At 41.2% G+C, this 24,360-nt stretch carries 16 protein-coding genes; all 16 read right to left on the bottom strand.

The window, feature by feature from the left end; all coding sequences use genetic code 11:
• Positions 1–17: 17 nt before the first annotated feature.
• Positions 18–821 carry an inositol monophosphatase family protein gene (locus tag GD631_RS03020; protein WP_143259231.1) on the bottom strand — a complete coding sequence of 268 codons (804 nt, stop codon included), beginning with the start codon at positions 819–821 and terminating at the stop codon, positions 18–20.
• Positions 822–937: 116 nt separating this feature from the next.
• Positions 938–2,077, bottom strand: a complete 1,140-nt coding sequence (locus GD631_RS03025; protein ID WP_143259232.1) for an aldose epimerase family protein — start codon at positions 2,075–2,077, stop codon at positions 938–940.
• Positions 2,078–2,106: 29 nt separating this feature from the next.
• Positions 2,107–2,628 (bottom strand): RNA polymerase sigma-70 factor, encoded by a 522-nt coding sequence (locus GD631_RS03030; RefSeq protein ID WP_143259308.1) that lies wholly within the window; start codon positions 2,626–2,628, stop codon positions 2,107–2,109.
• Between the two features lie 226 nt (positions 2,629–2,854).
• Complete coding sequence (locus GD631_RS03035; protein ID WP_143259233.1) at positions 2,855–6,109, bottom strand: DUF5107 domain-containing protein; 3,255 nt, start codon at positions 6,107–6,109, stop codon at positions 2,855–2,857.
• A gap of 39 nt (positions 6,110–6,148) precedes the next feature.
• Positions 6,149–8,038 (bottom strand): fibrobacter succinogenes major paralogous domain-containing protein, encoded by a 1,890-nt coding sequence (locus GD631_RS03040; protein ID WP_143259234.1) that lies wholly within the window; start codon positions 8,036–8,038, stop codon positions 6,149–6,151.
• Positions 8,039–8,064: 26 nt separating this feature from the next.
• Entirely contained in the window at positions 8,065–9,942 is a 1,878-nt protein-coding gene (locus tag GD631_RS03045; RefSeq protein WP_143259309.1) for a hypothetical protein, read from the bottom strand.
• 20 nt (positions 9,943–9,962) lie between these two features.
• Positions 9,963–11,054, bottom strand: coding sequence for a cellulase family glycosylhydrolase (locus tag GD631_RS03050; protein WP_143259235.1), 1,092 nt, complete (start codon positions 11,052–11,054; stop codon positions 9,963–9,965).
• 22 nt (positions 11,055–11,076) lie between these two features.
• The gene (locus tag GD631_RS03055; protein ID WP_143259236.1) at positions 11,077–12,555 is read right to left on the bottom strand and encodes a RagB/SusD family nutrient uptake outer membrane protein; all 1,479 of its coding nucleotides are present in this window, start codon (positions 12,553–12,555) and stop codon (positions 11,077–11,079) included.
• A gap of 20 nt (positions 12,556–12,575) precedes the next feature.
• Positions 12,576–15,791, bottom strand: coding sequence for a SusC/RagA family TonB-linked outer membrane protein (locus GD631_RS03060; RefSeq protein ID WP_143259237.1), 3,216 nt, complete (start codon positions 15,789–15,791; stop codon positions 12,576–12,578).
• A 161-nt stretch (positions 15,792–15,952) separates the two neighbouring features.
• Entirely contained in the window at positions 15,953–16,942 is a 990-nt protein-coding gene (locus GD631_RS03065; protein ID WP_143259238.1) for a FecR family protein, read from the bottom strand.
• A 329-nt stretch (positions 16,943–17,271) separates the two neighbouring features.
• On the bottom strand, positions 17,272–18,801 hold the full coding sequence (locus tag GD631_RS03070) for a hypothetical protein (RefSeq protein WP_143259239.1): 1,530 nt from the start codon (positions 18,799–18,801) through the stop codon (positions 17,272–17,274).
• A 13-nt stretch (positions 18,802–18,814) separates the two neighbouring features.
• Positions 18,815–19,594 (bottom strand): hypothetical protein, encoded by a 780-nt coding sequence (locus GD631_RS03075; protein ID WP_143259240.1) that lies wholly within the window; start codon positions 19,592–19,594, stop codon positions 18,815–18,817.
• Between the two features lie 7 nt (positions 19,595–19,601).
• Positions 19,602–20,375: an endonuclease/exonuclease/phosphatase family protein gene (locus GD631_RS03080; protein WP_143259241.1), complete on the bottom strand. Its 774-nt coding sequence runs from the start codon at positions 20,373–20,375 to the stop codon at positions 19,602–19,604.
• 31 nt (positions 20,376–20,406) lie between these two features.
• The gene (locus tag GD631_RS03085) at positions 20,407–21,363 is read right to left on the bottom strand and encodes a FecR family protein (RefSeq protein WP_143259242.1); all 957 of its coding nucleotides are present in this window, start codon (positions 21,361–21,363) and stop codon (positions 20,407–20,409) included.
• 108 nt (positions 21,364–21,471) lie between these two features.
• Entirely contained in the window at positions 21,472–22,053 is a 582-nt protein-coding gene (locus tag GD631_RS03090) for an RNA polymerase sigma factor (RefSeq protein ID WP_143259243.1), read from the bottom strand.
• Between the two features lie 118 nt (positions 22,054–22,171).
• A complete protein-coding gene (locus GD631_RS03095) occupies positions 22,172–24,355 on the bottom strand; it encodes an alpha-N-acetylglucosaminidase (RefSeq protein WP_143259244.1) in 2,184 nt (727 codons plus the stop codon).
• Positions 24,356–24,360 lie beyond the last annotated feature (5 nt).

The raw sequence follows: 24,360 nt of genomic DNA on the forward strand, positions 1-24,360 counted from the left end.
TAAGGTTGCAATGGCACTTACATATTCAACGGAGGAACTTCTGACAGGAGTTTCTGAAAGAAAGGATGAAGATCTCCGTTCGTTGCAATAATATGATGTCCTTCTATGAAATGATCTTCGCCATAAAAGTCAGTAACCTTTCCTCCCGCCTCCTGAACAATCAGTGCCGCTGCAGAATAATCCCATTTTCCGAGAAATGCTTCCATCCATGCATCAAAACGCCCAATAGCCACATAGCAGATTGCGGCAGCGGCCGAGCCATTCATGCGCATACCTCCCACTACCCCATAAAGTTGATCGACAAGATGAAGAGCAGTCTGTTTATATTGCAGATGATTATAAGGTAATTCTGTAATGACAAATGCATCTTTGATGTCCTCAACGTTCGACACATGAATTTCTTCGCCATTCATAAAAGCTTTTCCGCCTTTCCAGGCATAGAAGCATTCATTCCGGCAAACTTCATAAACGACCCCCAAAAGAAGTTCGGTACGGTTACGTAAGGCGATGGACACACAATAAGGAGCCTCATCATGAATATAATTCGTGGTTCCATCCAAGGGGTCAATCACCCAGCAGTAGGGTTCATCCTGATAAGTAGCAGAGCCTTCTTCTGTGATGAATCCCGCTTCAGGCAGTAAAGCAGTAAGAGCTTTCACCACTCGCACTTCAGATTCTTTATCCACATAAGACACATAATCATGCGCATGTTTTTCTACCACACGTTCACGACGGAAGTTTTTTCGTTCTTCTTTCAAAAAATGTCCAACCTCTGTAGCAATCCGGCATACATCAGCTGTAAGTTGTTTTAAATCTAACATTCTATCTTTCGTAATTTAGGCAATCTACAAATCAATGCCAAAATTATTACTTTTTTTGATAGAAGTCAGAGTTTTCCCGGAAAAAGATAAGTAATTCCGTAGTATACTCCATTAAATTACTTTTGCACAGAAAATCTATATTCCGTAACGGAATAATATTTCTCATGAGGACGCAACACACAGGATGGAAATTCAGGATGATGTGGCGTGTCCGGATGATGGATGGTTTCCAATATCAGGCCACCATATTTCTGTTGTGGACCACCTTTGGCCACAATCTTTTCTGAAAGCCCGATACCGGTATAGATCAACAAGCCGGGCTCTGTAGTGTAAGTTTCTAATTGACGGCCACTTTGAGGTTCCGTGACAGTTGCAGCATAATGTAAATCTCCGTTATAATCACGAAGTATCCAATTGGCCGAATAGCCACCCATAAGTTTCATGTGTTCATTAGGAAAGTCGGCACGTTCTGCAAAACTGTGAGGAATACGAAAATCCAAAGGCCCTCCTATTACCGGTTCAACCGAAGCCGGCACATACCACGGAGTGTTTACCGTGACTGAATCCGCATTGATTTGTACGATATGACTTAAAACTGAACCTCCGTCATACCCCTGAAGGTTAAAATAGCAATGTTGCGACATATTAACGATAGTCGGCTGGTCGGTAACTGCCTCATATTCTATACGCCAAGTATTATCCGGGGTCCAGTAATAAGTGACTTTACAGTCCAAATTACCAGGATATCCCTCCTCTCCGTCAGGACTGCGACGAGTAAAAACAATGCCAAACGTATCAGAACAATTGACAGGTATCGCTTTCCACATGACACGATCAAATCCCTTCACACCACCGTGCAAATGTCCGGGATGTCCGTTTGGAGATTCATTGCACGAAAGTTGATACCGAACAGAATCAATCATAAAATCCCCGCCGGCAATACGGTTAGCATAACGTCCTAATAAAGCCCCGAAAAACCGCTCGGCTCCAGTCTCATAGTCCTTAAGATTTTCATATCCAAGCACTACATCCGCCATTTTTCCTTCCCGGTCCGGCACCATAATATTCGTCACACGACACCCATAGTCAATGACCTTGAATTGAGCCCCCGAAGCATTGGTCAGGGTATATTGAGTAACGGTATCACCATCTTGAGTAATACCATAAAATGTAGTTTTCACTCCAGGAATGACTTCACATTCCGCACAAGCAGTAACAAACACAGCTAAATACAAACAAGCAAAAAATCTATTCATCTGACATTCAATAGTAAAGAATAAATATTTTATCGAATAAACAGCCACAAAAATGCAAATGCAGAAGAAGATAAGAGCTCTCTTATTCGTTTGAGCGCAATGCTTATTTGTGTTTCTACTGTTTTCACAGAAATCCCGAGACGTTCGGCAATCTGCTTATAAGAAAGCCCCTCCTTCCGACTCAAGGAAAATATCTCCCTACATTTCTCCGGAAGCTGTTCTATTGCCTGATTCACCACCTTTACCAAAGCATCCATATCAAAACAATCTTTATATCTCCTTTCTTCCAGCTGCTGGTTAAACCAACTCTCTAATAACTGATGTCTATTTTCCTCATCACGAAGATAATTTAATACCCGATTTTTGGCAGCCCGGAAAAGGTATGTTTTGATATAAGTAATTTCAATGCAATCTTTATTTTCCCATAGTTTGAGAAATACTTCCTGAATAACATCTTCTATCACAGCTACATCATGCGTATAGAAGTTGAGAAAACAACAAAGTTGTTCATAATACGTATCATAATAATTTCGAAAGGCTTGAATATCCATTGTTCCCGGAGTTGTGTTTATCAGTCTCACAAATCTACAAAAAATAATCTTCTTTCGGAATACATTTTCATAAAGAGCACCATACTTTCAAAACACTTTCTAATACAAAAACCGAAATCACATTCATTACAATAAATAAAAACGCTAGCAATGACGTGAATCATACAGATTCCTTCTAACTGCAAATCCGTATGATTCCACGTCCAAACAAGCTTTACACAATCATTCAAAATTGTCTTTCTGAAAAAATATTCAGAGCATAAGGATCACTTACAGCTGCCTGCTCAATGTATTTCTGTGCCAGCTCTGTATCACCCATGTAGCGATAAGCCAAAGCAAGTAAATAACTATAATAAGCACATCTTTGTTGCACGGCACGATCGCAGTAACTTATAAAAAAAGGAGTAGTGGCAAAATAACCTGCATCAACAGCCTTTATTCCTTCTTTCCAGTCCTTCAATTTATAGTTGACAAGCATATCTCCTTTGAAGGAAATACCCGCTTCACGATAACAAAGCGCTTGATAAAAAGGCAGTTCCGGCAAGTTCATATTACTAAAATAGTCAATCTCAATACCCGTTATAAAATCAAAATTCTCTTTGGCTTTATCTTCTTGTCCCAAAGATTTTAGGCAGATTGCTTCATAATATTTAAATGGAACCAGTCTAACGATATTCCATAAACCTGCTCCCAAATTTTGAGGTAAAGTCTGCGCAGTCTTAAAACAATCAGCCGCTTCTTTCATCTTATTTTCTTTCATTAATCGACGCCCTTTCAGGAAATAAGCAAACATATACTGTTCAGCTACGGCATGTTCTCCGCCTTCAGCCGGAACAAAGTTACGCCCACAAAGAAGTTCTATTGCTTTATCCTCCTGTCCTGCCATATTATAAGCTCGCGCCCACTCAAGCATAATATCATCGCGACTGATTACAGCCTTATGATTATTAAGGAAAGAAATACGTTCAACTGGTGCGACTCCTAGCTTACCCATCACATAAACTGTTTCAAAAATCAGTTGTTCATCATCCGGCTTCAACGATAATGCCCGCTTCAATAACGGCAATACTTCACTTTTACGATTCATGTGTGAATAATAAGCGACAGCCAGATTTCGTGCGGCACGATAATCATTACCGGACAAGCTTTCCCAAAGAGTGACAGCATTTTCATAATGTCCTTTAGCATAAAGGGCACATCCCAACAGGAATTTAGCATTCTGATTACCTTGTTTCGCCCAATGAGATAAACTTTTCATTTCAATCCGCCGACTGGGGAAAGCGATTCCTTCCGTTGCCAAATCATCCGGAGAGCCACCTTTTATATCCGCGTATATAGCAGACAAACTAAAAACAAGAGGTTCCTGTGCTTGTAGCATTTCTATCAGGGAAACAGCCTCTTTTTTCAAATCAGCGACCAGCAAAGTTTCCATCAAATCGAGACACACCTGATTCTTATCCGTTCGTATTTTCTCCATAAAATCCCGGGCACTGATTTTACCAGTCAACACCCCGAAATAACGTGCCAAATGATTAAGTTTATCATTCGCTTCTACAGACAGAAATTGACGTTCAGATGCCTTTTTATCTCCTTGTAAATAAAAAGCATATATCATCAACGCATTGGCAACAACATTATCTTTATGATAAGCAATGGCAGTATTAAGATGCCGGACAGCCTTGTCATATTCTTGTTTACGAATATCAAGCATAGCGACATAAGTCATGGCAGAAGAAACATAAGCACTGCTCCATGCCGCTTTTTGGAAATAATCATAAGCCTTCTCCTGTTCATCGAATGCTAAATAAACATGTCCTAACAAATAGTATAGTTTCCCATTTTCAAGACGTGTATTGAACTGTGTCAACACTTTTTCCGCCCTCAAAAAATAGTCCAAGGCTTCACTATAAAAAGCATTGCGTAATTTAGCCTCTCCTAAAGCGATCAATGCAGGAGCAAAATTAGGATCACGCTCAAGAGCTTCTTTGTAATAGCTCTCTCCCTTAGTGGCCGGATCACGATATTGATCCACATGCAAACCTTCAAGATACAATAAATGCGGACTTTCCACCTTCTTGATATTCGGCATATCCTGCGTTGTATGAGGGATATTGAAAGTATCATGTTTCTTCACTGTATAAGACATTAAAACAGTTCCGTCATTAGCATCAACGTCTATTGAATACCCCAACTTCATTTTTACATCCGCAGGCAATATATATTCTTCTCTAGCTTTGATCGTAGCTTTTCCTGAATACAAAATCTGATTATCACCTTTGACCGTAATCTTCACATTACGAGTCTTATTCAGTTGCACTTTAATCGCATCCTTGACATATATAGCTCCTGTCGTGTTCGCAAAATCCGGAACCCCGATTTCTCCGATTGGGAACCAATATTGCGAGAAGGTTTTAGTCTCCATCGGTTCAAGCCATGTAAAATCCGGCTGATTGTCAGAATAGCTGCCTGCCATTAACTCACAATAGGCTCCATCTGTATCTGTGAGAGCATTTTCCCAAGACTGGGACAACTGATTGTAAGCCCACGTGAACATCTTCTTACCGGGTGATACGTGATGATCTCCGATGTGTACAACCCCACATTTTCTGCCCGTATCATAACCGCCAAAGAAATCATACTGTGATGCCGCACTAAAATAAGAGGTAGGCTGAATCGTATTCTTATGTTTGCTTATATCAACTGCACCGTCATAACGAATACCGTTAAATATTCCTGCCGCATTCGTTGCAACCGGATAAGTAGTAACCGAACGTTTGTAATGGAAAAAGACATGGCTTACATCATGCGGAAAAAATATTTCATAATTCTTATTTGAAGGTACGGCCACATTCTCCCACCATAAAAACGAATGTCTTAACGGTGTGATATTCGACAACTTGACTCTCGTTTCAAAGATAGACTCACCAGGATTAAGCACAATACCAACCATACCTTTCATACGGTCTGTCGGATCATGTTCCGAAACCCAAACGATCACTCCCCCGTCCGGCAATTTTTCTATCTCATAATCAGTAGGCATAAAAGACGAAGCTCGATGATGAAAAGGCCAGTTAAACTCCAGTCCACCCGAAATCCACGAACCCAATGCACCGATAAGAGCAGGTTTTATGACATGGTTCTTATAGAAAAAATCATATCCATTCGTTTTATCTTTGGCTGCATATATCTTTCCTCCAATTTCCGGCAATATTTGTAGTTCCAAATATTCATTCTCTAATTTGATAAGCGTATACTCTTTATCCACTTTTTGTTCCCGATTCACTTTCAGAACAATTTTATTAGGATAAGGATTGCCGCTCGAACGCTGGTGTACCCGATTCTCGGCAAACATCGGCAGTTCTTCACGTTCCGGCTCTGTGTATGTCGGAATAGTGACCTTGCTTACAGACACCTTGACCGATTGCGCTTTTGCGCTTGTAGTGAGAAACAAAATCAAAAACAAAATATTGAAATATTTCATAAGTGCATGTATTATTATGATTAAAAAATATCTTTCATTTTACTCCATCCTGACGCAGCGGACAGATGCTGCCGAAGCACGGTCCATACCTGTAAAATTAAGATTTGCATTATTATAATAGAAGTAATAAGCTCCTGTTGTTCCGGGGTTACTGGTCCACTGATACCCCCGATATTCCTGATAAGCAATTTTATTAGCCCCCTTATCCAGATAGCCTCCTGTCGGAAAGTAAGAAGTTTGTACCCCATCAATCACAAACAGATGACCGTAATTAGTGTCACATTCCGTCTTTGAAGTAAAGGTAAATCCCTGATAACAGTTCTGATCAGGTACACAATAGCCTTCCGGACAGGGGTCATACACAGTCTTTACATTCTTAGTCAAACCATCAGAGTTTCCCCACAGTCCATTATTCCGCCATTCGTTGTGCCAATCATTTGCAGAGAAGATTCTTATATCAGGATTGGATATGGTATAACTCACAGTTCCCACTTCTGCAGAAGTGATTGCATTGGCAGTCAATTCCTTATTATCCACAGTCGTCGCACTCGAACGGACAATATCAAGCGGACGCGGGAACGGATCTTTTCGCCCCCATTGATACCATGTTCCATAAGCATTCTGGTCTTTAGGCGTAACAGAAGTTGCACCCAAATTACGATCCATCATTTTGAACGTTCCGCGTTCCTCATTCATATAGGTAAGATCCGAGACTTCACTCACCCAAACATGGAAGGACCATAAGTTCTTGCCCGATGCATCCTGAATAGCCACAAGTGCATTCCCTTTCACGCCACTTACGGGAACTCTCAAAATCGTTCCTTCCAATGTAGGAACAGCAGAAAGGACATTTCCCGATGAAGACGAATTAGTTTGTGTCCACACAACAGTTGCAGATACAGCTTTATCTACTACTTCCCCAGCGACATTCACTCTTGGACGATTTTCATAGGTATAATCTCCTGCCAACGAATAATAAGGTGTGACATCTATTTCAAGCATTCCGGCAGATGCTGTACAATAACAATTTGCCTTACCATAATACAACGTCACAGGCAATAACTTCATTGGTTTGACAACTCCGGCTTCAATAGCGAACGCCCCCGGAGTCACTTGTTCGTAAATCCGTCCGGCAGCATCAGTTATGACAAAAGTCAGCCCTTTGGTATAATTTACTGCAGGAAGAAATAAAACAAAGTCTGTATGGCCCGAGGGGGTATTATCTGCGGAAAGAGGTACGCTTGTATCACAAGTAATCAATGCAGCAGTCGCAGCAGAAGAAGTGGAAGACTTCCGAAGTGATACGATTCCATCCGCTACATTGACATCAGCTATATCGGCCAGTAGTTCTCCGTCATTACCATGTACAGCTACAGACTTAATGCTAATCCCCATCATTTGATAATCATTTAGTTGTAACCGTACTCCGCCACACAGATTCTTAAAAGAAAAGGCTTCACCATCAGAGGCTGCTACCATCGGCAAAGATGAGATTTCACTGTCAGCATTGAACGCACCCATCCATTTCTGTCCGGCAAGTGCCGAAAAGTCAACAGCAAGTGTCGTACCTTCAAGTTGACTGCTTGACGCAGCTGACGCCGGATAAACGGCATATCGGGCTGCATCATCCACAGAATCGTCTACCGGATCAAAAACAGCTGTACGAACTCCATTAGCTACAGTAGCATAAACAGTACCATTGGGTGTTGAAGCTCCGAATAACCGTATTTCATCATTTTGATTCCAAACCACATTCATTGATGCATTGAGCGATGTGCGTGTTGTGGTGGCAACGGAACAAATTGCCGTAATGGATTTCCCTCCTCCGTTTATAATTGGTTCTGGGGAAAACGCCTCATCATCAGTTTGTATGCAACTACCTAATGATAAACTAACCACCAAAAGAATCTGGATTTTATTTTTTTTCATGGTCTCACAAATTTAAAATGTTATCATTATTTCCATGTACCTTCCGTATCGTCATTATTCCAGGACGGTCCTGTACCGGTATCTCCTTCTCCTGGTAGAGGTTCAGGATCTGTAGCTGCCTTTAGAACAACCGGCAACCATTTTTCATAATTCGTAGCAGTCAGTCCGCTGAAAGTATCGCTGCCATTCTGATCGTATAACGTAGCATTAAACATCAGACGGTCGGCTACCACTCGGAGCAAAGTCCGCGGAATAGCAATCTCAGCTATATATCCCTTATCAGCTGCCGTATCACCAAAAGTTCCATAAACTGCGGTTTTACAAATTACCGAAGAAAGGCTGCATTTAATCGTATGCTGAACAGCATCCGGAATAAGTGAAATTTTAAGAGGCGTACCGGTGGCATCTCCGCCTTGGAAAACTAGTTCCATATTATCCTCTGTGGTCAGATCTTTATCGAGACGTTCCACCAGACAATATACATTCTCTGCATCATACGCGAAACGGAACACAGCTTGTGTAGTGGACACACTACCAATAAATAATGCATCACTAACCGCACTCCAATCCGAATTATCAGCATCTATCACCGGTGTCATTTCGACAGCATTGATCCGGTGATTCAGGACAAACTGTCCAATCTGAATACGGGCAGCATTTTTATTCTCGCTATTGACAAAAGTAGCGGGCATAGCAGCCACCAACGTATGCGGATCAATAATTTCCGTTGCTCCCCAATATCCTTTTCCACTGAACGGCTGATAAATTTCTCCCCATTGTGAAGCCTCCGTATTACCCACTTGCATGGTAAAAAGAGAAGAAGCATTGTACGACAAAACAGTCTCTCCGGAAGGAAATTGCGCCAGATAAGGCGCTGCAGCCTTTTGCACAAAATTGAGTTTACGGTCCGAAGGACCTACTTCATCCCCAGTCAATGGAGCCGAAGCCCAATTGTCTGAATTCCACGCCATTGAAATATGATAAACATCTCCTTCATCCCTGAAACGTGTTTCTGTAGCCACCGCAATCTTCGTTGAATTGTTCAATTCGCGAGCAGAAGGCATCTGATCGGAATAAATTTGCTTACCCGAACCATCTATAGCCAATCCGGTCTTTTGACGAATCACCTTTCCGACAGTAGTCCATGTCCGCCCATTATCCATAGAACGCAGCATAGCAGTTCCTGAGTCCCCAGTGAGAGGCTCACTATCAGTAAAATACAACTGTATTTCACCCGAACGTAGTTGCAATGCATAAGGCTCCCAAGTCGTCCCCTGATAAATAATTTGGGCAGTTGACCAAGAACGTCCGTTATCAGAAGAGCGCCTCATCATAATACCATTACTCTGCGGATCGAACCTGTATCCTTGGTTCAAGCGGAAGGAGGCAAATGCCAAAATATCTTTATTTGCCAAAACCACTGCATCACATGATGAGAAACAGCGAGTATCACTGGCCCCCGAGCTTTGCTGGGCGCTTTCACTCTGGAACAAAGGAGTGGATGCATTCTGCCATGTAATCAGGTTAGTACTCAAAGCATAATAGACATTCCAAGCCTGCGGCCCTTGTTGGTATAATAGCAAATAAGACCCGTCGCCCAGTTTCTTGATACGGGGATAAAGAGCGTTCACAGCCGAGAGTGCCGGACTTTCCAAAGTCAGCAACCGTCGATAATCCAGTTCGAGAGAACTGTTTTCCCATTCGTCCGCATGAGAATTTATAGCTGTATTTTCACTCTTATTGAGTGACTGGATAGAAGTTATTTCTCCTGTGACCGGTTCCGGACCAGGATTTGAATTCGGACGTGGATTAGGCCACTCATCTGTTGAAGTATAAGACGTACAAGCGACAAGAAGTCCCATCGCTGTTACCAAAAGGTATTTATGAGTATTTAGTTTTTTCATCATATTCGTTCTTTTATTATTCAATCCGTTAACGATCCGCTTGAAGTCATACTTTTGATAAAATCAACTTCATGTTGACTATAAGGTGTGCCATCCAAACGAAATATATCATGAAACCACACTGCAGGTTCCGGATCACCAGCCTTGCTTGACCACTGCAAATGGAAATTACATTTACCGGCTGTCAATCCCCAACTGATAGCACCTACCTTCTCACGTTTAAGAATCGGCATAATCTCTTCAAAAGTTGAACGGGGACGTCCCATATACTCTTGGCAAATCACAGGACGGTCAAACTGTTTCATAAAAGCAATAAATTTTTCCATCTCTTCAGGACCATAATAACAATGGAAGGTCATAACGTCACAGTTTTCGCCTAAAAAACTGATAATGGGCAGGTTGCTTCGTGTACCGTGTCCACCGGGGTAAATCCAAATCGGAGATGAAAGTGGTTGTGAAGGATTCACCTCACGCGCCCAACGAAATACTTCGCGCAACAATGGCATACTACGTGCTTTCTGTTTAAAATTTTCCGGTTCATTATACAGGCACCACAATAAGATACGATCATCTGCTTTAAATGTACTCATCACATCCTTGACGTAGCGTTCCAAACGTGGATATGTTGAAGGATCATTGACAGACGGCGCTCCAGGACTCTGTATCCATTGAGAGTTGTGAACACCTTGTACGGAAGCTGGCTGTACACCTAATTTAGGATTTTCAAAACGCCCGCCATTCGTAAAGAAAGTGACAATAGCCTGCATTCCATGTTTCTGACAGATGCCCAAGAATGCATCCAACCGTTGTTTAAACCCATCAGGATCCGCTTCCCATACCATATCATGCAGGAATATACGTACCGTATTGAATCCGAGTTCCTCTGCACGCCCCAGTTCCAGTTCTATGGTCTTCGGATCGAAAGTTTCTTTTTGCCACATCTCAAATTGATTGATGGCCGTAGCAGTGACGTAATTAATGCCTACCGGCCACTTTTGCGATGCGTACCATGCGTTTGCTTTTTCTGTCGACCATCTTTCAACCTGCTGCGCACAACCAGTCGTTGCCAATAAGAAAAAGATTGTTGCAATTAATATATTTAATCTATTCATAAGATATCAAGTTAATAAGTTGTTAATAACCGGGATTCTGATCCTTCGTCGGGTCTAATGCCATATTATAATTAAATTCATCTGTCGGAATGGGCCACCAATAAGCCGCATCTCCTACTTCCGACAGGGACGAAATACGCCCGGCTGCCAAAGCTGCTTCGGCTAGTTTTCCACAACGTTTCAGATCATTATAGCGTTTACCTTCAAAAATCGTTTCATAACCGCGTTCCTGCAATACCAACGCAAGAAAAGCATCTTTACTTGCATAATCGGCCAGTTTGAAGTCTGAAGGAGAAGCCTGTGCCGGCTTCTGCCCGTAAGCACGTCTCCGCACCATATTCAGCTTTTCCATGGCATCGTCAGTGGGAGCCCCCTTCCAACGGCAAACAGCTTCTGCATAATAAAGCAAAATATCAGCATAGCGATACACAGGGTTGTCATTGGGAGTTGCACTGTTTCCTGTCCACTCCGGGTCTCTGAATTTCGAGCAGATCATACCTGTTTTGGTCAACGCATTTAATGTTCCGTTCTGTGTCTGCTTATATAATCCAAACTGATATCGTAAATCATTCTGATCCCAGTTTTGAATAAATTTATTTTTCTGATAGTCGGTATAGATTCCTACAGCCCCCATATTCATAAAAGGATTCGGTTTACAGAGATACATGTAACCTATTGTCGACCCACTATCACGATTGTACTTCATATAAAAAATCTCTTCGGAAGTGGCATTGGCTGTATGACCGTAAAGATCAATGAAATCATCAGCCTTACCAACTTCAACCAGCGAATAACGCTTGGACGAGATAATCAGACCAGCCGCTTCTGCAGCTTCTTCGTAACGACCGGCATAGAGGCAAGCTTCTGTTTTCAAAGCCAATGCAGCATAACGCGAAGGACGTCCGGCAGCCTTGGCCACTTCCGGTAGATTTGCCACTGCATAATCAGCTTCATCAATCACAAATTTCCAGATATCAGCTTCAGGGGTACGAGGCTTATTAAAATCATTCATATTCCGCTCGTCGAAGAAAGGTACGGCTCCCCAGTTCCGTGCCAGCCACGAATAGGCAAATGCACGCAGGAAACGTGTTTCTCCGGTAAGATTGTTATATTCCTGTTGGGAGAGCGTAGCGTTACCTATGCCATCAAGAATATTATTTGCAAAACGGATGGCACGATACAACACAGCCCAGCTATCTTTAGAGAAGCCAACTCCGCCACTAGTGAGTCCTGTGTCATAAGCTGTCGCATAGTTACCTCTTCCTATACAGTAATCTGCCAATCCCTCTTCCAGAACAATCAGATAACGACTGAATCCCGCATCACGACGGAGCTGAAAATAAATGGAGTTGATAACACTCTCTACCTCTCCGGCATTTGCCATAAAAGTCGTCGCATCAACTTTCTTCGGACGCTCTTCCAAAGCGCCCATATCTTCACAAGATGTATTCATTGCCAATATCATAATAAAAGCGGCAATATATATCAATAATTTTTTCATAAGACATCAGTTTTTACATGTTAGAAAGTGAGTCGGCATCCAAGTGTATAAGTACGGGCACTGGGATAACAATACGAATCTACCCCCTGAATCATCGAGCTTCCGCCGCCATTGGCATTAATATCCGGATCCCAGAAAGGATAGCTCGTAATAGTAAATAGGTTTTGGGCACTCACATAGACACGGGCACGTTTGATGAATTTACTACGGGCGCAAGGCACGTCGTAAGCTAACTCTAAATTTTTCAATCTCACGAAACTTCCGTCATAAACAAAGCGATCGGACATTTTATAAGAAGTCTGATCCAAATTAGGATATTTTGCGGTAGGGTTTTCAGGCGTCCAGTGATTATAATATACCTCACGCAACGTATTACCATTATATCCATAATCATAAGCTTGGGCAGCCATACTAAGCGAATATATATCATTACCTATTGAACTTTGCAAAAAGGCACTTAGCGTAAAGCCTTTATAACTGACGGAAGTCGTTAAATTCACCAGAAAATCGGGATTAGGATCACCTATTATGGTCTTATCTGCCGCCGTAATAGCAGGGTCGTCATCCATATTCTTATACACAATATGACCATTCTCGTCATATCCATCTTCAACATATCCATAGAAAACATACATCGGTTCACCGACGCGCATCAGATTAAGCTGATCTTTCAAAATGGTGTTATCCAGTTCACCTCCAAAAATATCCTTATCTTCTGAAAGGACTAACACTTTACTCCGATTGAGCGAGAAATTGACACCTAAATCCCATTTCACGGTACGATCGATAATCCGTCCGTCAAGCTGCAGTTCAAACCCCGAGTTACGAATCGAACCTATATTACGCAAAGCGGTAGTATATCCACTTGAACGGGGCATCTCCACATTATTCAGCAAATCGGTAGTTTTCTTCCGGTAATAATCGGCAGTCATACGCAACCGGTTATTAAATAAGGCAAGATCAATCCCCATATTAAACTGCGAAGTAGTTTCCCATTTCAAATCACCAGTGTAGGTATCGGACGGAACATAAGCCACGACCGTATTTTTATCAAATACAACATTTTCCGTTCGCAGTGTATTCTGGGTAGAATATGGTGAAATGGCAGTACTTCCGGTCACCCCATAACTCATACGCAACTTCAAGTCCGAAAGCCACTCCACATCACGCAGAAAAGACTCTTGCGAAAGTCGCCAGGCAACTGCTGCCGACGGGAAATATCCCCATTTGTTACCTTTACTATAGCGAGACGAACCGTCGGCACGAAGACTGGCTGTCAGCAGATAACGATCAGCATAGTTATAATTGACACGTCCCAAAAATGAAAACAAACGCCAGTTTGAATAACCGGATGTCGGTAAACCCTTGACAGCAGCCGCATCCATATCGTAGCTCTCCGTCACATCACTTAAAAAGCCTTCGGCCGTCCCTGTGCCCGCTGTCTTCGAGGTACTTTGTTCATAAGTAAAACCACCCATAACACTTAAATGATGTTTCTTCAAAAAAGTCTTGTTATAGGTTATGATGTTATTACTCGTTATGTCGACCGTTTCTCCGAATGTAATGGAAGCTGCTCCTTGCGAATTAGGATACAACAATGACTTATAATAATCTTTGCGGTTTTGGTTATTATTAACATTGGCAGACAGTTGAATTGTCAATCCGTCAATCGGCTTTATAGTCAAAGAAGCATTTGCCATAATACGGTTGGCATACCATTTATTATCCACTTCATTCACATACGCCAACGGATTTACCGGCGCAATCGGCTGCGTTTGAAAGTCATTCCAGGTTCCGTCGTCATAATGAGGGGTTGCCGTAGGCGGCAAGATTAGTGTAGAACCAATAACAGATGTTCCACGACTACCTCCCTGCGAGTTCATCTGGTTATGATTCGAACGGCTAAAAATCAAATTACTCGAAACTGTTACATATTTCGAGATATGATAATTCAAGCTGGAACGAATAGACATACGTTTATATCCGCTCTCTTTCACAATTCCCTGCTGATCGAAATAACTGGCCCCTAACGTACCCTGAACTTTCTCCGTACCACCCGAAATATTAATGGAGTGGTCGGTAACAAGTGCATTACGAAACAATTCCCGTTGCCAGTTGGTACTATGCAGAGTCGATTTGATTTCTTCATCGGTATATATCGTGGGCTGGTTATTGATAGCTGCCTTTTCATTCAGATAGTTCATATACTCCCACGCATCCAATAAATCAAGTTCCTTAGCCAGACTCTGTACACCGAAACTTGCATTATATTCTACTGTAATCTTACCTTCTTTGGCTTGTTTAGTTGTAATCAGAATAACTCCATTAGCTCCGCGTGATCCATAAATAGCTGTTGCGGACGCATCTTTCATCACTTCAACCGATTCAATATCGGCGGTATTAATCATATTGATATCTCCGGGAAAACCATTAATAATCCAAAGCGGTTCATTATCTCCCCGGATCGAATTGGAACCGCGCACTCTTACCTGTATTCCGGCTCCCGGTTGACCATTTGTCTGCTGAATCTGTACCCCCGACACACGGCCCTGTAAGGCTGATGCAACGGAAGTATTAGCATATTCAGTAATAATATCACCTTTAACGGAAGCTATAGAACCGGAAAGATCCCGTTTACGCTGTACGCCATAGCCTACCACAACCACTTCGTCCAGCGTCTCCGTATCCTCTTCAAGGATGAAATTCAGCGAACGTGTTCCTCCTGTCACTTTTTTACTTTGCGACACATATCCAATAAATGTCACATCAATGGTCGCATTTTCAGGAATGTTCTGCAGTTCAAATTTCCCATTAAAATCAGTAACTGTACCGTTAGTAGTACCTTTTACCAATACGCTTGCACCGATGACAGCTTCTCCCTGTTCATCTTTCACCACTCCCGAGACAATCCGGCTGGTTTTTGTCTGAATCTTTTGTAAAACAATCTGTTTCCCTACTATTTCATATAAAATATCACTTTTATCAAAAGCCTGTTTCAATATATCGGAAAGATATTGGGAACCTCCTTTCAAGGAAACAACACGTGACAGAGGGATGGAATTGTCAAATACAAAAGTATAATCTGTCTGTTTCTCAACTTCTTGTATCAGATTCTTCAAAGTTATCTGTTTGGCAGCAATATTGACTTTACTGTTTTTTTGTGCCCATAAAGAAGGACAAGAAAGCAGGCTGACCAAAACAAGAATGCTACATAATATTTGTTTCAGCTTTAACATTGTAAACTCATTTAAGGTTAAATAAAGGAATTAATTATTACCTTTGTCTGCGTAAAGCAAGGCTATACCTGTGCTATCCGTTTTACGGACAACATACACACGCAGGTTTTGCTCTTAGGACGTGGAAGATGGCACTCTTCTGCGTCCTTTCTATTCTTCGACTACTTTCTTCCGGTTATGCGCACCTCCTCCCCATTAATAGTGTATGCAATTGGAGTCACCCGGTTAACTATCTCAAGCATCTCTCGTAGAGATTCTGTTTTAATTGTCATCCAGTATCGTTTATTCTCCTGCACATTATGTAATTGAATTTTCACACCGTACCACCTTTCCATTTTCCTGACTACATCCGTTAAACTTTCATTCTCTATTTTCAATTTACCCAAACGCCACACAGACTCTATTTCAGCATCACAAGCCGCCAACTTACATTTCTCTACCCCTTGCATGGGGATGATAGCTTTTTGATTGGGTTTCATATCTGCCAGCAATTTGTCCGTTGCAGCTGAAACAACCGTCACATGCCCTCGAAGCAATACAACTTCCAATTCGGAGTTGTCTCCATATCCATTAATATCGAATGCAGTACCATGAACCAACACTTTTACATCACCAACCGAAACATCAAATAGTTTTTCACTGTCTCGTACTACATCAAAAAAAGCTTGTCCATTCAATTTTACAGAACGGCGATCTTTCGCATAATCCGTCGAATAGCTTAATGTGGAACCTGAATTCAACCAAACCTTGGTACCATCCGGCAGACTAACCTCCGCCTTTTGACCAACAGGAGCTGTAAATGAAACCAATTTTACCTCTTCCTCTTCTTTTGGGAAAAGTGTAGAAAGTGAAAATCCCAGCACTAATGCTAATATAGCTGCAACACCTACAGTACGATATAATAAACGGCGAGTATACATCTTTACAGGTTTTGCCAAACGCAGGTTATCCATAATTTTTCCCCATACCTGTTCTTTATCAGGAATCACCGTATTCAAATCTGCATGAGCGATTTGCCAACTTTCACATAACTCCTGAAACTCTTGTTCATGTCCAATATCGGCATTCCGCCATTTCACGAGTTGTTTCTCCTCCTGCAATGAAGCTGTTCCCGATAAATATTTGGTTATGATAATATAAATGTCTTCCATATCAGTTATGTTTTATAAACTCTTTTATTAAATAGACCCGTAGCTTTTGAATTACCCTGAAAAACATCTGATATTTTTTTATAATGTAGATAAACGAACCTCTTTTTCTGATTTAACCAAGGATGATAATCTACTTAGAGATTGCCCGAAAAGTCCCTAAAAGAAAAATCACCCTTACTACAATATGTTGTAGCAAAGGTGATTTTATCAGATCAAGTCTTTAGGACAACCTCCAATATAGTCAATATTGAGGAGATATCTCAAATTTTGAATCGTTCTATCCTTTTTTCACATAAATATATATCTTTATTCCTCAAATTATAACAACGTTACTTTTGAACCACAATTTTCAACTTGCATGTGCGCCCGTAAAGTAATGCCACACCATCATAGGTGAGTCCGGTTATACCAGCTCCCGAATAGGCTGGTCCCTGGCTTCCTACCACTCCTGTAGGAGTAGCTATTTTACATCCTCCGGCAACTAGCGCATCTGTATCGTTTGCGGCTTCAATAACATGAATGACACCATATTTGCCTGCCGCAGTAACAAAGGCAATATAAGTACCGTCCTTTATCTGCAAACTACAAGGATCATTCGGGTATCCATCAGACGCATTGACCCTTTGCATTAACATATCAGTACCTCCTTTAGCTATACTTTGCAACACATTCAATGCTTCAAAAGTATTAACATCCGAAGCCGCGTTCTCCATCATCACATCAATACCAAGGTCAGTAACCTTATCATCTGGAATAAGAGTAAACAACGTTTTGTTAGTAACAACGCCTGCCGGTTTGATCCAGTTATCCACATCATAACGCCGTCCCACTGGTCCTCCAATAATTCTTGATGCACTGACATAAGAGAAACCTCTATTTTTAACGGCTACAAACTCCGGATTTCTCCATATATTGATGAAAGCAAAGTCTACACTGTTTGCCTTTGAGCCATATCCTTTAATTTCCTTCAGGCTTAATACATGCTTTTGCACACCTTGTATCATTATTCCTTCTATGGAGAAAATATAAGGTTGATCCGGTTCTACCGAATGTTCCCATTCGGGTGCCATTTCGATATCGTTGAAAACAAGCGCAACGTTATTGTCAACACCCTCAAGACCTTCGATATTGATAATCTTTTCCTCTTTCAACCCTTCTATATCTTCCACCACGATCTTGATTCCATTGGTATCTTTATTGTCTACGACAGTTTTCAGGATAAATTCCATTTCCAGCGGATTACCTGATACCGGAATAGTTGTATATTCCTTCAGTTCACCCAGTACCTTATTATACAACGTATGCTTTACAGACTTAATACCTACAGCAGAACGGATCACTACAGACAGAGAAACCTCTTCATCGGGTACTAAAACAGGGAAATCTGATGGTTCGGTGAATATCTGGGATGGAAGTTTAGTTATCTTTTTAATAGGTATTACCTTTTGTGCCGTTTTTGTCAAAACGTCCGTTGATGTTACCAGTATCCCGGCTGCTTCACGCGTATTGACCTTGACATTCAAGTCAAATTCAAGTGTCATATCAGTTTGCAGAGTATCTATCTTTAAACGTTGACGTTCAGTCGCGTTTATCTCTTCATATTCTCCATTTTCATCCATCTTCAACAAGGTAGCATATATACTATGTATACCCACAGCAGAGAAACTTCTGGCAGATACAGTCACCGTCGAGTTATACTCCACCACATCTATTTCGGAAGGAGAAGTGAGTTCTACAGTAGGTGGCGGATACGCGTTGTCGTCCGAATAATCAGACTCACTATCACTACAATTTGTCAACAACAAACCCCATGGAAGGGCAAGTATCAGGATCATTATATTTTTGATATATTGCTTCATGACCGTTCATTTTTTATTTTAAAGATTCGATTTGTAATTGAAAACAATGTAAATCTCCGCTTACACTTGTTTCGGTTACCCCCCTAAAAGCCCATTTGTGTGAAGTCAGGACAAATATACAATACTCGGAGTCTCTATTTCTATTTTCCACTTCTACGAAAGAATAGGTATCAGAAGTTAAGTTAGAAGTAATTACCGACTCAAGATTAGGCAATAACGCACGTTTAACAGTGCCTACCAGAACCGTCTGTTCGTTTACCTTTTTCTTGAAAACGTCGACAGCCGGAGCTATCAGGTCTTCACTATTTAATGATACAGAACAGAAGAGCATATCTATTCCGTTCACTGCTTCTGTTTTTGTTTCAAGATATCTGCAATCGTTTTTTACTACATATTGTGTCATTTCGGAAATAGTAGAAGGAAAAAGAACCGTACTACCGATTATCTTTTTTTCTCCGTTACTATAGCTGACAGGCACAAACACCGGCACTTTCTTACTCTCTCTAGCAGTCTCCGTACCCGTATTTATGATTGCAGTTTGTCCATAGACAGCGTTCGTCCTGTCCAACAATGCCACTGCATGAACCGTGTTTCTGATAGATGACGCCACCTCTTTATAACTACAAGAGCTAAATAAATTTTGCTCTGACAAGTGCGCATAAACCAATACGTTAGTTGTTCTGAACCGGTTCCATTCCGGAATATCTTCTCCCTTGTTATCCTCATCACTACACGAAACGAACAGACAAGAGATGACACATATAAATAGCAGATATAGATAGTTTGATTTCATATTTCATTCATTTTACAAATTCAACTTCAGCAAACAAAGCCCTGTGGTCAGAAACTTCCGGATTAGATAAAACTTTAAACGACTTCACTTTCCACTTATTCTGTGGAAGTCCGAATATATAATCAATCTTGATTGTCGGCTGATCTGCCGGATAGGTGAACGTATCATCGCAGATTCTCTGCCAGTTCTTCATGACTTCACAAATCACATTAGAGTCGGTCCTGGCATTAAAATCTCCCCCCAGCAACGTCGGGGTATCTCCCGTACCAATCCGCTCATTAATCTGTTCGGCCATCGCGCTCCTTATCAGGTCCGTCGAATGATCCAGGTGAGTCGTTCCTATCCTGATTATGTCTGAAGTTCCCGGTTCCTGAATATCTACATACAATAATGTCCGGGGTTCTTTGGCTCCGTCTATACCTTCAAAGGTTTTGTTATTGATATAAACAAAAGGATATTTTGAGAGTATGGCCACTCCATATTCTCCACCACCAGTATCCATCGCTTTCCCGAAGACGGAAAACAATCCCAACTCCGCAGCCAGCTGAGTGGTGAAATCTTGATTTTTATTCCTTTTCGTGTTGTAATCTATCTCTTGCAACATTACAACATCCGGATTGTATTTCCTGATAAATACAGCATACTCCTTCACCGAGTAACCAGTCATCTGTCCGGACATCCGGCAATTATAGCTCATTATTTTAAGAGCCTGCGCATACGTACTTTGATACGCAAAGAAGAAAAGGCATACCCATACAATGGGCTTTAAAAGTGCTTTCATAAATTTGGTTTTGTTATTAGATTAAGTTTACTTATTCAATGGTATATGTATATTCTGATATTTTTTTAAAGCTAACCGGTGTTATGGATTGCATCACCTCCAACACATAGTTCAAGTCGTTTCCTTTACAAACGAAGTTGTACGTAAACGAAGCAATCTTTTCGTTTTTAACTGTAATCTCTATATCAAAATGCCGCGAGAGTGTTGTAAGCACTTCTTTCAGTGACGCATTTCTGAAAATAAGCCGGTTGCTCTTCCAACTCGAAGCATCATCGTGATATCTATCAGTTTTTATCCTTAGTACATTGCTTCTTTTTTCATAAACTGCAGTTTGTCCGGGAAGCACTTGTTGCATAGGTCTACGGCTTTTCACATGTCCGATATTTATACTCCCTTTGTCGAGTGTAGTTTTAATTACCTTATCCGAAGCATATGCTTTTACATTGAAACACGTTCCCGTCACCTGTATTTTTACATTCTCGGCAAACACCTGAAAAGGTGATTTCTTGTTTTCAGCTATCTCAAAATAAGCCTCTCCTTCCAGCGTAACATTCCTGTTGTATTTTGCAAACTGTTCCGGATAGGTCAATTTAGAATCGGCATTTAACCACACCCGGCTACCATCAGGAAGTAATACGAGTAGCTTCTCACCCCTTACAGCACAGACCTCCCGATAAACAAGGTTTGCCTCACTACGACTTTGATAGAAATTATATCCTACACCTATCACTAGCAAAACAATTGCACAAGCTACCGTCCACTTAAAGAACAATGGCATCCTTATTCTCCTGTTCTTTCGTTTTTCTTCCCGCATCACGGCTTCCTGAATATTCTTATAAATGCGATATTCATCAAAAGGAGGCAATTCTCTGTCGCCCAATTCGAGCTGTTTGCCTTCTATTATCCTTTGAATGTCGTCATCCATATATTTCCCGATGCCGTCAACTATTTCAAAGTCCTGACTTGTATGTTTCTTTTTTGATTTCATATTTCAATATCTATTAGTAATACACACTGTTACAAAAAAGTATTATACAGACTACGTTAAACCGTGTTAATTCAAAAGAACGTTCCATATCAACCAAAAGCGATAGCACTACATCATACAATAAATCAACAGCAAGCTAAGCTCTCCCACTGTCGCACGAATCTGCTTCAAAGATTGGCTATATTGAAATTTAATTGTATTGATCGAAAGATTAAGTTTATCGGCAATTTCCTGATTGGAGTATTTTCCCGAAACTTTCATTTCAAAAACTTTACGACGTTGTGGCGAAAGTTGCTCAAGAGCTTGCTGTATGATGTTCATTTGTTCTTGTTTAAGGTTTTCGTTTTGAGAATTGTCTTCCAATTCCAAAACCATTGAAAGGCAATCCTCAAGTAAATAGATATTTTTCTTTGAGTCTCTCAGCGTATTGAGCAGATCGTTCTTCAACATTGTAAAAAGGTATCTGTTTATAGGTTTTGTTTCGTCAATCTCTTCTTTTCTCAGCCAAAGTTTTAAGAATAAGTTCTGCACAGCATCTTCAGCCAATTCTTTATTCAGCAAATATTTAAATGCCAAAGAAAAGGTCTGCGCCGCATACGTCTTGTATACAATACTAAATGCCAGCTGGTTCCCCTCTTTCAGAGCCTTAACCAAAGCTTGGGCTTCATCCTGTGAGTATTTCTGGGACATCTTAATCATTTTAAATATGAAAATAAAAAGCTTATTATATCAAGTCCTCATTTTCAAATATATTAATTCCTTCTGATATAGCATGATTCGCGAGCAACAAATGAAACAGGCCTCTTATTTATTTCACCAGTCTTTGATATTTGCTGAATAAAAAGGTGGAGAATGATAATAATCCGTCAGTTGTTGAATGAACATCTTTTCGAGTATCTTTCCGATCAGTTGCATTTACCCAACCTTCTTCTATTTCTTTTAATTCATCTTCAAGTTGCTTCTGATCCACCTCTACACCTTTCCCGACCGCTTTGGTGAATGTATTGATATACACCTCCCAGCGCTTTGCATAATAATCACTTATCAATCCTGCCCACGAACGACTGGCATAATCGTTCAGGCTTCCCCCCCAAGTAGTAATCAAGTTGCGAGCGTTCTTTTCATAATAGTCTTTCAATTGGGGAGAATCTCCCATCTTCCGCGCATCATCAATCCATTTATCCAACGAACAGTAAGGATGAAAGGCATTCAGTTTATCCAAATCATTCAATATCTCCTTCATTTTCTCGCCGCAAGCTTTCAAAGCCTGATAGTCTTTAGCTTCAACCATCCTGTCAAACTCCATTTTCACGTCAAGAAAGTAGTTTCCAAGCACCTGTCTGCCTACAGTAATCAAATCCAGGCGAAAAGCATCCCTCCGGTCAGAAGGCGCTTCGTTCAGTTTTCTCCAAACCTCTAATAGCTCAACATTACTATATACATTACTTGTCCGTTTTTCACTATTCTTATTCAATGCAGGGCGATATCCGGGTAAAGTGCCCAATGTGCGCGGTACCTGTACATAAATGTCATTGAATAATATTTTCCAAGCATCGCGCACAGGCTGCGACACGCATCCCACATGTCTGTCAGCCAGACATTCAATCCATTTATCATCATCTACATTCAGGTTCCATGCTTTCTCAAGAATGTATTCGTAGGGAAACTGCATCACATCCAATCCTTCCAGCGTAGAGCCGATTCCTTTAAGGTTGCCTCCACCGTTAATGAGAGCATTCTCAAGCCGTGCGCCACTCTCTTTGACGTTACCTGTCAAAGTTGTGTTTCCCCCGAAATTGCCCAGATAACACCAAATATAGGGCTGATCATGAAAATGCTCTGTTCTTTTCCATAATTCAACATTTTCACAATGATAGTCAAGTAATATCATTTTATTCTGTGGCACTCCCGTCAACAAAGCCTTCATCCGCCCGGAAGTCCATTTATCTTTATCAAAATAAAACATCCACGTCATTTGCATCCATTGGGCTTTGGGATCGGCAGCCGTCAATGTGGCGTACATATCCGATGCTATCTTACGCAAATATTCGGGTTCGAAACTGGGCGGATCAACCTCATTGAAAGGATCTAAACCATAAATATGATCGGTTCCGAAAAGTTTTTTTTGTTCATCAAGAAATAGCTTCTGAATTTTCGCAAACAAAGCATCGTCAGGGTTCAGAAAATTACAACGGTATGCATCAGCAAAGCCGGCCCATTTGCCCAAATGTTGAATATCGGCCTCAGGATAGAGCCGTTTTAAATCGGCAGGTACATGTCCGGCAAAGGCTGGCAATACAGGCTTCATATTCAATTCACGCTCACGTGCGAGTATTCTTTTCTGCAAGCTTACCTGATGTTCCAGCCATTCCATCGGCAACGGACCGTTCCAGCGATCTATGTTAGCCATCCGATGCCAGGGCAGATACGGCGGTCCCGTGAAGTAAGAGCGTATTTCGATGTCCGACATTCCCATTTTCGACCAGACTTTATACCACACGGCTTCCTGTCCGGTAATTGCCAAAGGCATATTTATACCATTAAGGGCCATCCAGTCAATAAAGCGCTCCCATTCTCTCCATTGCCACCAAGGCATCGTGTAACCATACGTGCAGTAATTCAGGAAAAAGCGAGTATCCACTCGCGCTTCCGAAACGACCTTCTCACCAACCATTGGCAATTCTTCAGGAATTTCAACGGCTATATCCGCATACCATGACACGGTAGTGAGACAGTAATATTTTAAATAATGGTTCAGTCCCATCGCCATTGAATTGGCGTTGTTTCCACCGATTACAATTTTATCTTTTACAGACTCTATCGTAAAACAGTCTTTCTCTCCTTTCAACTTTTGAAATTGAAAACTCTCGATGTATGACGGCAGCAAACGTTTCAATAATGCTTCCGCAACAGCTACGTCTTTGTCTTTAGCCTGAAGAGCCAACGACATAAACAGCATAACCAGACACGTGTATACACTTTTTCTTTTCATTCTGA

Origin of the sequence: Bacteroides luhongzhouii (assembly GCF_009193295.2) — a bacterium.
Classification (GTDB): domain Bacteria; phylum Bacteroidota; class Bacteroidia; order Bacteroidales; family Bacteroidaceae; genus Bacteroides; species Bacteroides luhongzhouii.

What these genes read in the sequence shown, in the direction of transcription:
- GD631_RS03020 (WP_143259231.1), bottom strand. Translation starts at nt 821, where the DNA reads ATGTTAGATTTAAAACAACTTACAGCTGATGTATGCCGGATTGCTACA.
- GD631_RS03025 (WP_143259232.1), bottom strand. Translation starts at nt 2,077, where the DNA reads ATGAATAGATTTTTTGCTTGTTTGTATTTAGCTGTGTTTGTTACTGCT.
- GD631_RS03030 (WP_143259308.1), bottom strand. Translation starts at nt 2,628, where the DNA reads ATGGATATTCAAGCCTTTCGAAATTATTATGATACGTATTATGAACAA.
- GD631_RS03035 (WP_143259233.1), bottom strand. Translation starts at nt 6,109, where the DNA reads ATGAAATATTTCAATATTTTGTTTTTGATTTTGTTTCTCACTACAAGC.
- GD631_RS03040 (WP_143259234.1), bottom strand. Translation starts at nt 8,038, where the DNA reads ATGAAAAAAAATAAAATCCAGATTCTTTTGGTGGTTAGTTTATCATTA.
- GD631_RS03045 (WP_143259309.1), bottom strand. Translation starts at nt 9,942, where the DNA reads ATGAAAAAACTAAATACTCATAAATACCTTTTGGTAACAGCGATGGGA.
- GD631_RS03050 (WP_143259235.1), bottom strand. Translation starts at nt 11,054, where the DNA reads ATGAATAGATTAAATATATTAATTGCAACAATCTTTTTCTTATTGGCA.
- GD631_RS03055 (WP_143259236.1), bottom strand. Translation starts at nt 12,555, where the DNA reads ATGAAAAAATTATTGATATATATTGCCGCTTTTATTATGATATTGGCA.
- GD631_RS03060 (WP_143259237.1), bottom strand. Translation starts at nt 15,791, where the DNA reads ATGTTAAAGCTGAAACAAATATTATGTAGCATTCTTGTTTTGGTCAGC.
- GD631_RS03065 (WP_143259238.1), bottom strand. Translation starts at nt 16,942, where the DNA reads ATGGAAGACATTTATATTATCATAACCAAATATTTATCGGGAACAGCT.
- GD631_RS03070 (WP_143259239.1), bottom strand. Translation starts at nt 18,801, where the DNA reads ATGAAGCAATATATCAAAAATATAATGATCCTGATACTTGCCCTTCCA.
- GD631_RS03075 (WP_143259240.1), bottom strand. Translation starts at nt 19,594, where the DNA reads ATGAAATCAAACTATCTATATCTGCTATTTATATGTGTCATCTCTTGT.
- GD631_RS03080 (WP_143259241.1), bottom strand. Translation starts at nt 20,375, where the DNA reads ATGAAAGCACTTTTAAAGCCCATTGTATGGGTATGCCTTTTCTTCTTT.
- GD631_RS03085 (WP_143259242.1), bottom strand. Translation starts at nt 21,363, where the DNA reads ATGAAATCAAAAAAGAAACATACAAGTCAGGACTTTGAAATAGTTGAC.
- GD631_RS03090 (WP_143259243.1), bottom strand. Translation starts at nt 22,053, where the DNA reads ATGTCCCAGAAATACTCACAGGATGAAGCCCAAGCTTTGGTTAAGGCT.
- GD631_RS03095 (WP_143259244.1), bottom strand. Translation starts at nt 24,355, where the DNA reads ATGAAAAGAAAAAGTGTATACACGTGTCTGGTTATGCTGTTTATGTCG.